The 2,362-nt window shown below is 63.3% G+C and carries 2 protein-coding genes; both read right to left on the bottom strand.

What is annotated here, in order from left to right:
• Nucleotides 1-76 precede the first annotated feature (76 nt).
• Nucleotides 77-934: an IS21-like element helper ATPase IstB gene (gene istB, locus ACTEK7_RS36600; RefSeq protein WP_225131228.1), complete on the bottom strand. Its 858-nt coding sequence runs from the start codon at nucleotides 932-934 to the stop codon at nucleotides 77-79.
• Nucleotides 931-2,193, bottom strand: a complete 1,263-nt coding sequence (gene istA, locus ACTEK7_RS36595) for an IS21 family transposase (RefSeq protein WP_225131226.1) — start codon at nucleotides 2,191-2,193, stop codon at nucleotides 931-933. The genes istB and istA overlap by 4 nt, the downstream gene beginning before the upstream one ends.
• Nucleotides 2,194-2,362 lie beyond the last annotated feature (169 nt).

Below are 2,362 nucleotides of genomic sequence, written 5' to 3'. Positions count from 1 at the left end.
GTGTCAACGGGCAGCGAACTTTCCGTGAGAATGGGCTTCCAAATTTCCCTAGGTGACGGCGATTGTGGTTCGGGGATCAGCCGCTATCGGGATCGTCATTGGTCCTTCCAGGCGGGCGGCCGCGGCGCTTGGGCTGCGGCGGGTTTGTGAGCGGGCGCGAGCGGACGTTTTCCGGGACGAGGGCGGCGTGCTGGCGGAGCCGATAGCTCGATCCCTCGATTTGGATAACAACGGAGTGGTGAAGCAGGCGATCAAGCAATGCTGTGGCGACGACGGCATCACCAAAGACCTCGCCCCATTCAGCAAAGCCGCGGTTCGAAGTGAGGATCATCGCGCCCTTTTCATAGCGGGCGTTGACCAACTGGAAGAACAGATTGCCGCCGCCGGGCACGACCGGGAGGTAACCGATCTCGTCGACGACAAGGAGGGAGGCGCGGGCGAGGAACCGCAGGCGCTCGCGCAAAGTGCCTTCGCGTTCGGCTTTTGCGAGGGTGGTGACGATGTCGGCGAGCGTGGCGAACGCGACGCTCTTTCCCGCCTTCACGGCCTCGACCGCGAGTGCTGTCGCGAGATGGCTCTTGCCGGTGCCGGGCGGCCCAAGCAGATGGACCACCTCGGCGCGGTCGATGAACTTCAATTCGGCAAGCGCCAGGATGCGATTGCGATCGAGCGAGGGCTGGAACGCGAAGTCGAAGCCGGCGAGCGTTTTGACGGTGGTCAGACGAGACATTCTCAGCGCGGTACTGACACGGCGATTGTCGCGCAGCGTCAGCTCCTCGATAAGCAGCTGATCGAGCGCCTCAATCCAGGTTACCTCACCCTGTTCGATTCGCCGCAGCGTGGTGTCCAGTATTTCCAGCGCACGTGGCATCTTGAGTGCGACCAGGCTTTTCTTGACGCTGTCGATCGCTGCCGGCTGCGTGTGGATGGTCATGGCCGGCCTCCCGATTGGGCGAGCCGTTTGCCGACAGCTTGGTAAAACTCGAGCGACCGTCGTGGGATGTGATCGCCGGCCCGACCGACGAGGGCTTCGGACACGCCAGGTCGCGACCTGGACCGGTTGACCGCCTGGCGATGCTCGGGTGCGACGCGAGTTCGCCGGCGGCCTTCCAGAACGGGATGGACGGCGACGATTTCGCCTTGATCGAGAATGCGGATTACATCGGGCAATTGCTGCACCTCGACAATGCGGCGCGTGCGGTCCGGGACGCTGTAATAGTTGCCACCAATCGACACGAGCCCGTCGTGGCTGACACGGCGCTCGAGTTTGAGCAGCGCGTCGAACGGCCCCGCTGGCAACGCCTGCAGCTCGGGTCTCTCGGCGGCAAACGCCTCGGCAACGACTTTCTGCGTGGTGCCGTGTACGCGCACGTTGGCGACGTTGGCCAGCCAGTCGTCGAGCTGGGTGTTGAGATCGTCGAGATTGCAAAAGCTGCGAGCGAGGAAGAAGTCCTGCCGGATGTAGCTGAACGGACGCTCGACCTTGCCCTTGGTCTTGGCGCGGTACGGCCGGCAGGCCCTCGGATGGAAGCCGTAATGTTGTGCGAGCGCCAGCAGCGACCGGTTATAGACGATGTGTCCATCGCCGTCCTCGCCCGTCACGGCCGTCTTCATGCGGTCGTAAAGGATCTCGATCGGCACGCCGCCGATGACCGCAAAAGCCTGCATGTGGCAGCGCAGCAGCGTCTGCAGGTCCTGATGCATGACGAAGCGGGCGAAGATGAAGCGCGAATGCCCGAGCACCATCGAGAACAGCCAAATGATCCGTGTCACATCGGGCTCGTCGGTGAAGATGGTCACGAAGCGAGCAAAGTCGACTTGCGCTTGCTGGCCAGCCGGGGTTTCGAACCGTACTTCGAAGGGCTTAGGTGCGTTATCGGGACGGATCGCCGCCGCGAACCGCTTTACGGCTGTATAGGCGCCGGTATAGCCGCGCTCCCGAAGCTCTCGGGTCAGCCGGACAGCACTCAAGTCCGGGAAGGCGGCGATGCGCTCTCGCAGATAGTCGAGATAGGGTGCGAGCTTGCTCGGCCGGCCAGCCGGCCGAGGGCCATAGGCGGGTGGCTCGAGACCCCGCGCAATGTATTTGCGGATCGTTTTCGGGTCGCGCCCCGTGCGCCGGGCAATCGCGCTGATCGACAAGCCCTGACGGTGAAGGTCCAAAATCACGATGAGATCTCCAAGCTGGATCATCCGTTCCGCCCCCGAATCACTTCGGGGACAGGATCGGATGCGGAAAGCCTGAAGGGGCCGCAGCGCTCCGGTATGTGGGGCCTCCGCGCCGCGGCCCCTTCAGGCTGGGATGCCAGCTAGGGAATTTTCGATGCCCATATTTGGGGAGTATTCACCGCCCAGTGACAGG

This window comes from Bradyrhizobium sp. JHI2711 (genome assembly GCF_056156565.1).
Note: the sequence above shows the minus strand (reverse complement) of the source record. Positions and strands in the feature narration are given on the sequence as shown.